Here is a 6,618-nt window from a genome sequence, read left to right on the forward strand (position 1 = left end):
ATTACCAAGTTTATGGGGTCGTTTGAACCGAACCCATAACAAACATACTATTAAAGGGGGGGGTGGTTTCAACCCACCCCCTTAGGAATGCGTACTAAAAGTGAGATTGAGATTCTGAATGATCAAAGTGCAATAGATATAGATGGTGTGTGTTGAAACCACCCTATCACACGAAACTTTGCACAACTATTCTTTGAGGCAAGGGGGGTACGGTTGAATCGACACCCTTAGAGAAGAGTATTTCTCTGAATTGCTGCAATAAAGTTTTTTGTTGTTGATTAAGCATCAAAATCAATGTTGTCAAATATCCAAGCAAATAATTTCTGCAAGCCGCACAATATACCACAAAAAAACACTAACTTTGTGGCAAAATATAAAACTATGGGTGCAAACAGTTCTTACAAGGCGATGCACGATATTGTGGAGCAGACAAAAGAAGGAACAATACTTATTCCTGATGATTTCACAACGTGCGGCACTCCCGATGCTGTACGGTCGGGACTAAGCCGCTTGTGCCGTAACGGATTGTTGTATCGCTTTGCAAAAGGTATTTACTATAGACCTTTGTATGACAAGTGGGACGGCACATTGCGTGAGCCGTCATTAGATGCCATTGCCTTGAAAATAGCTCAACGGGATAATGCGCGTATTATTCCGACCGGAGCATACGCACTTAACAAACTGGGATTATCTACTCAGGTTCCGGCTAACATTATCTATATAACGGACGGCTCTGCACGGCAGGTCAAGTTCGGAGAGGGAAAGAGTATCACTTTTCGGCACAGTAATGACTTGGGAAATTTTGCCTATCAATCCCAATTAATGCAACTGGCTGTTCTTGCCATGCGCGAGATTGGCGAGAAAACCATAACTGAAGACCAGAAGGGAATAATAAAAAATATGATAACCAGCCATGTCTCGGAACAAGAATTTAATCATGATATAGTTCTTGCTCCTACATGGATAAAAACGATATTACAGCGATGAAATTCATTGATTTGTCAAAAGAAGACCGTGTGGATATACTTGACCGTGTTTCCTCGGAATTGAACATCCGCCAGCGGGAGGTCATAGAAAAGGATTGGTGGGTCACGGTGGTTCTCCGTGCCATGTTCGGTTTATCTTACGCCGACCATTTGTCTTTTAAGGGCGGAACATCGCTGAGTAAGTGCTGGCATCTGATTGACCGTTTTTCCGAGGATATTGATGTTGCTATTGATAGGGAGTATCTTGGTTTTACAGGAACCTTATCCAAGACGCAAATCAGTGACAAACTGCGTCGTACAGCCTGTTCTTTTGTAAGAGAGACCATGCAGCATGACTTGGCAGAACAGCTATATCAAAACGGCATATCAAAAGAAAAGTTCAAGGTGAATGTGGATATAACTCCTATCTCCACAACAGACCCGGAAGTCATCAACATCAATTATGATTCCGTGCTGTCCTTTTCCATAGATGGAGCGGATGGTAATCAATACGTTCTTCCCAAGGTAAAAGTGGAGGTCAGCGGCAGGTCAATGAGCGAACCTGTGCAGGAAATTGCACTTGATTCCATGATTGACCAAGTATATCCGAAAGCACCCTTTGCAGAGCCTAAGTTCATGGTGCGAGCGGTTCTCCCGGAACGTACTTTCCTTGAAAAGGTATTCCTGCTCCACGAAGAATTTGCCAAGCCAAAAGATTTAATCAGAGTGGAACGGATGTCACGCCACATGTACGACATCGGGCAGATGTTGAAAACGCCGATAGCAGAGTGTGCTATCAATAATGCAGACCTCTACCGCCAAGTAGTGGAGCATCGCCGCACGTTCATCGGTTTGCGTGGCTTCGATTATGACACTCTTTATCCGGCAACACTCAATATCATTCCCCCTACTTCTGTCATTGAACAATGGAAAGCCGACTATGAGAATATGCGGTTGCACATGATTTATGGTGAGTCGGTATCATTTGAAGAGTTGATAAACACTCTCAAAGATCTGAATGATAAAGTTAGAGAAAATAAAATACTATGGAAATAGTAAAAGAAAGCAAAAAACCATATCTGCGAGGTATAAATGAAAAGCTGGCAACAAAGTTCAAAGAATCATCTTTGTGTACTCTTGTTAAAGAAGACAAGGACTTGCTGGCATGTATTCGCAACAATGCCATCGGTATTTATCACCATGCAGACAAAGTTGCAATGGTACACTGTAACAGAGAGGGAGAATTGGTGTGCGATGTTAATGATTTCTATGTGTCAGGAAAGCATACCGGTAAAGAACATCAGTATAAGGCAGGAGTATTATGTACGAAAATCAGAGATATAAAAGCAAACAGTTTAAGTCGTAGTACTCCGGAGAAGAATGCCCAGCATACCCTTGTATCCAATAATAATTCCAATCCTGATTCCGAATGGTTTTGTACAGATATCGAATATCGCCAATCAGAAAAGGTTCAGGAATTTACGTGCCAGAAATTTAAAGGCCGGTTTGATATTATTGCCGTATCAAAGAAAGCCCCACACCGAATAGCGGTAATAGAACTAAAGTATAACTCGTCTGCAATAGCGGGAACAGCAGGCATCGTGAAACATATTATGGATTTCAAGAGATTTTCCCAAAAAACGGAATGTTTGGAAAATCTCTGTTCGGAAATTGTATGCCAACTTCATAACCTGCATCAGATTGGTGTAAATGTTCCCGAAAGACTTTTAAAAACGTCTTATAATTTTTCCGGAAAGATAGAATTTTATGTAATAACGCTATGGGATAACAAGAGCACACATAATCCCAAAGAGACAATGGGACGGTATCTTTTCAATGACTTGCGCAAGAAGTGGGTTGAGGAAAACTCGACATGCGTATCTAAGAAAAATGCCATGAAAGAAACGGGGATTGATGTTGAAAACAATCCTCCATTTGATATTAAGTTCCTATTCAAGAAAGTGCAAAGTCCAACAGACTTTAATATTGACGACATTTTACAAGATACATTATACGACTGTGTCCTATGAAACTAATCATTCATCGCGGAACAAATCAGATTGGAGGCTCAGTCACTGAGTATGAGCATAACGGATGGCGACTGTTTGTTGATTTCGGTGAGCAGTTGCCGGGAAGTGTTGCATCCGAACCACTTGATATTAATGGTTTGACTAAAGGCAACCTGTCAAAGAGTGCTATGCTCATTACGCATTATCATGGCGACCATATCGGCAACATTCATCTGTTGCCAGATACTGTTCCCGTCTTTATGGGGAAATTAGGTCTTGAGATTCAGAAAATAACATCAAATCACCTGAAAGGCGTTGATGAGATACAAGCACGTTTGTTTGAACGCCTTGAAAAAGTGACTCCATTTGAAGCAGGGGTGTCTTTTGCGTTTGGACCATTCAAGGTGATGCCGATAATCATTGACCATTCGGCTTTTGACGCTTGCGCATTCAAGATTGAAACAGAAGATGCGACCGTATTTCATACAGGTGACTTCCGTACACACGGATTTCGTAGCGGAAGATTGCGTGAAGTGATTGATAAATACATAAGGAAAGTGGATTACGTGATTTGCGAGGGCACAAATGTAAAGCGTCCCGATGCCACATCACAATCTGAGCATGATTTGCAAAAGCAGTTAGAAAAAGAATTTCAACGATATAAATACAACATTGTTTATCTCTCCTCCACCAACATAGACCGCTTATTCTCAATTTATCATGCCGCATTACGGATGGGCATTCCCTTTATTATTGACTCTCATCAAAAACGGATAATGGACGTTGTGGCCAACTCCTCCCATGTTTGGGCAAAGTCAAGTCTTTATAAGTATGGGAAGTATGAGCCTGTAGTCTTGATGTATAACAAGAAGAATCCAAAAGAGTTTCTTATTAGTGAAAGACTTATGTCTTTCCTTCAGGAAAAAGGATATATACTAATAGCCAGAAATAATCCGCGATTTTACCATTTCATAAACAAAATTCCGGGTGCTCCCAAACAATATTACCTCTCTATGTGGAACGGATATGTAAACGACCCAACATCACCCTCATACAACAAAGAACTTGCAACTGCACTTGGAAAAGAATACCTTTATCGCCATACCAGCGGACATTGTGACATGAAGAACTTGAGCACTCTCTTTACATGGCTTTCTCCCAAAGCGATAATCCCTATTCATACAGATGCGCCAGAAGAGTTTGCCAAATACTTTAATAACCAATGGAGAATAGACCTTTTACAAGATGGTGATTCATTTACGTTACACTCTTAAAAGATTTTTCTAATGAAAATACTCCATATATCAGATACTCATGGACGACATGAAGAACTGACAAATCTACCAAATGCAGACATTGTCGTTCATTCGGGTGATTTCTGTTTTTCGGGAGCTGAATCCGAAGTACTTGATTTCCTGAATTGGTTTATCGCATTGCCGTACAAGCATAAAATTTTCATTGCCGGCAACCATGACGATTGCTTGTGGGACGGTAATATTGAAGGACTTCCAGACAATTGCCATTTCCTGCGATATTCATCTATAACCATAAACGGAATAAAATTTCATGGCATTCCAATGTTTATGCACGATTGTATCACAGATATAAATATAAAGGGAATAGCGAAAATACCTGTTGACACAGATGTACTGATAACCCATAATCCTCCAATCAACATCTTGGATTTCGATGACAACATACACTATGGCTCTCCCGAATTATTGACTAAAGTCAATGAAATCAATCCTCAGTTTCACCTGTTTGGACATATTCATGCTTCAAACGGTGAAATAACTATTGGTGCAACAAAATTTGTTAATTCGGCTATCGTAAGCGAAGATTACTCGTCGTTACAAGATTATCATATACTTCAGATAAGCCAAACAGAAAAATATTTATAACTTATGGGCAAATTGGGAAGCAAACCGGCAGAAATACAATATATAGAAGTCATACCTGACGATCATATCGTATGCCTAAATATATCAAAGACATATAAGAGTAAAGAACGGGCAGATATCTATGATTGCGTTAGACATTATTGGCGTTTGAATGTCGGACGAGCAGAGATGGCGACCCTTGTGTTTGCTATTGTGGATGGTATCATTGTAGGGGTATTTCAACCTATTCGTTGGTATAAATCCAATCACCCTCAATACACGAATAGATTTGAATTTGAGGGAGTTGAAAAAGAGTGCCCGTTCTATTTGGGTAGGAGTGTATTGAATGTACTGAATCCCAAAAGTCAAAATCCAGTATCATACATTAACCTTTAATTAATAGATACTATGAATTTGAGTTTTCTTAAAAATATACAAAGGGAACATTTTAATGAGATTGCAACAGAACTAATGAATCACTATTGCATTCTTAAGCATGATTCGAGAGATAACTGTGATGTTATTTATCGTTTTGCCGAAGTAGAGTTCTATCTATATGATGCTAATGAACAGGACATAGACATAAGTACATACTGTCGTGATTGTAAATGCGAGGAATGGTTTTTTCATGCCAGCGGTGTAGATATTGCTTTTGAAACAATTCAAGATGAGAATGAATTGATACGGTTTGGAGGCATTCTTATTCGTGGTATAGAAATATACAAACAGGACGAACAGAAGCAATGGAAACAGATTGGTGTCGTCGGTGGCCCTAAGCTATCAATGTATGAGATATTCAATCATTGTTCTAGGATGCCTGATATAATTGCTATTCCTGACACATTCAATAAAGACAGACAAATTGGTAATGCTACAAAACGCATAGGCATAAAAGACAACTTGTACCAGCGATTTGTTTTTAATGACGTAAATTGGGATAAGCCTACCAAGAGAATAGTCGAGACCAAAGATAAAACAGGAAAGTATCACGTTATACTGGAAAGTACAACAAAAAAATATAATCCAAAGCTATAATCATGATAACAGATTTCCAGTGTAATAGGGTTTATTTCTCTTCTTTGCTGCAAAGAGTTTCTCCCAAGACATATGCATCCATGGTCTCTGCACTCGAAAAACACTGCGTTGAATATCGATTACTAGTCAATACGAACGATGTTTGGTGTAGAGACTATATGCCTATTCAAATTGCAACAGATACATTTTGTGGCTTTGATTATGACCCCGATTATTTGCAAGAAACGAAAGAACTGCTTGCAACACGGACAGATGGAAACCAAGTTTGCAATGATTTAGGGTTTGAAGTAAAACAGCCTATAATGCCTTTAAAAATAGATGGCGGTAATGTGATTCGTTGCGATAATAAAATCATTATGATAGAAAAGGTGTTCAAAGAAAACAGAACATCTTGGAAAGAACTGACCAAAGCAATAGAAGAACATTTTATGGCCGAATTGGTTGTTCTACCTTGGGATGAGTCTGAATTTTATGGTCATTCAGATGGCTTAGTCAGATATATAGGGAATGACCGCGTTTTGATAACCAATTACGACCGATTTGACAAAAATTTCACCTCTAAAGTTATTGAGATTCTGCGACAACACTTCAATGAGGTTTTCAAACTGGAGTATAACACCCAACGTCAACATAAACATAATTGGGCATACATCAATTGGCTTCAAACAGACAAAGTGTGTAGCTAACACTTGAAAAGGGACCCGGGTAGCATTTGAAACGTGTACCACC

7 protein-coding genes are annotated in these 6,618 nt (G+C 39.4%); all 7 read left to right on the forward strand.

Translation table 11 applies throughout. The annotated features are described in order from the left end of the window. The first annotated feature begins 363 nt into the window (after window positions 1-363). The gene (locus DWZ67_RS17150; protein ID WP_243635184.1) at window positions 364-987 is read left to right on the forward strand and encodes a DUF6088 family protein; all 624 of its coding nucleotides are present in this window, start codon (window positions 364-366) and stop codon (window positions 985-987) included. Continuing rightward, window positions 984-2,021, forward strand: coding sequence for a nucleotidyl transferase AbiEii/AbiGii toxin family protein (locus tag DWZ67_RS17155; RefSeq protein ID WP_120139396.1), 1,038 nt, complete (start codon window positions 984-986; stop codon window positions 2,019-2,021). Before DWZ67_RS17150 ends, DWZ67_RS17155 begins: the two co-directional genes overlap by 4 nt. After that, the gene (locus DWZ67_RS17160; RefSeq protein ID WP_120139397.1) at window positions 2,012-2,995 is read left to right on the forward strand and encodes a hypothetical protein; all 984 of its coding nucleotides are present in this window, start codon (window positions 2,012-2,014) and stop codon (window positions 2,993-2,995) included. The genes DWZ67_RS17155 and DWZ67_RS17160 overlap by 10 nt, the downstream gene beginning before the upstream one ends. Beyond that, window positions 2,992-4,248 carry an MBL fold metallo-hydrolase gene (locus DWZ67_RS17165; protein WP_120139398.1) on the forward strand — a complete coding sequence of 419 codons (1,257 nt, stop codon included), beginning with the start codon at window positions 2,992-2,994 and terminating at the stop codon, window positions 4,246-4,248. Before DWZ67_RS17160 ends, DWZ67_RS17165 begins: the two co-directional genes overlap by 4 nt. A gap of 12 nt (window positions 4,249-4,260) precedes the next feature. Next, a complete protein-coding gene (locus DWZ67_RS17170; protein ID WP_120139399.1) occupies window positions 4,261-4,875 on the forward strand; it encodes a metallophosphoesterase in 615 nt (204 codons plus the stop codon). A gap of 387 nt (window positions 4,876-5,262) precedes the next feature. Continuing rightward, on the forward strand, window positions 5,263-5,889 hold the full coding sequence (locus DWZ67_RS17180) for a hypothetical protein (protein WP_120139401.1): 627 nt from the start codon (window positions 5,263-5,265) through the stop codon (window positions 5,887-5,889). Between the two features lie 2 nt (window positions 5,890-5,891). Beyond that, the gene (locus tag DWZ67_RS17185; RefSeq protein WP_243635185.1) at window positions 5,892-6,575 is read left to right on the forward strand and encodes an agmatine deiminase family protein; all 684 of its coding nucleotides are present in this window, start codon (window positions 5,892-5,894) and stop codon (window positions 6,573-6,575) included. The last annotated feature ends 43 nt before the right edge of the window (window positions 6,576-6,618 follow it).

Source organism: Bacteroides sp. AF34-31BH (assembly GCF_003602795.1).
Lineage (GTDB): Bacteria > Bacteroidota > Bacteroidia > Bacteroidales > Bacteroidaceae > Bacteroides > Bacteroides uniformis.

Coding starts and splice junctions, on each gene's coding strand:
- DWZ67_RS17155 (WP_120139396.1), top strand. CDS start 984: ATGAAATTCATTGATTTGTCAAAAGAAGACCGTGTGGATATACTTGAC.
- DWZ67_RS17160 (WP_120139397.1), top strand. CDS start 2,012: ATGGAAATAGTAAAAGAAAGCAAAAAACCATATCTGCGAGGTATAAAT.
- DWZ67_RS17165 (WP_120139398.1), top strand. CDS start 2,992: ATGAAACTAATCATTCATCGCGGAACAAATCAGATTGGAGGCTCAGTC.
- DWZ67_RS17170 (WP_120139399.1), top strand. CDS start 4,261: ATGAAAATACTCCATATATCAGATACTCATGGACGACATGAAGAACTG.
- DWZ67_RS17180 (WP_120139401.1), top strand. CDS start 5,263: ATGAATTTGAGTTTTCTTAAAAATATACAAAGGGAACATTTTAATGAG.
- DWZ67_RS17185 (WP_243635185.1), top strand. CDS start 5,892: ATGATAACAGATTTCCAGTGTAATAGGGTTTATTTCTCTTCTTTGCTG.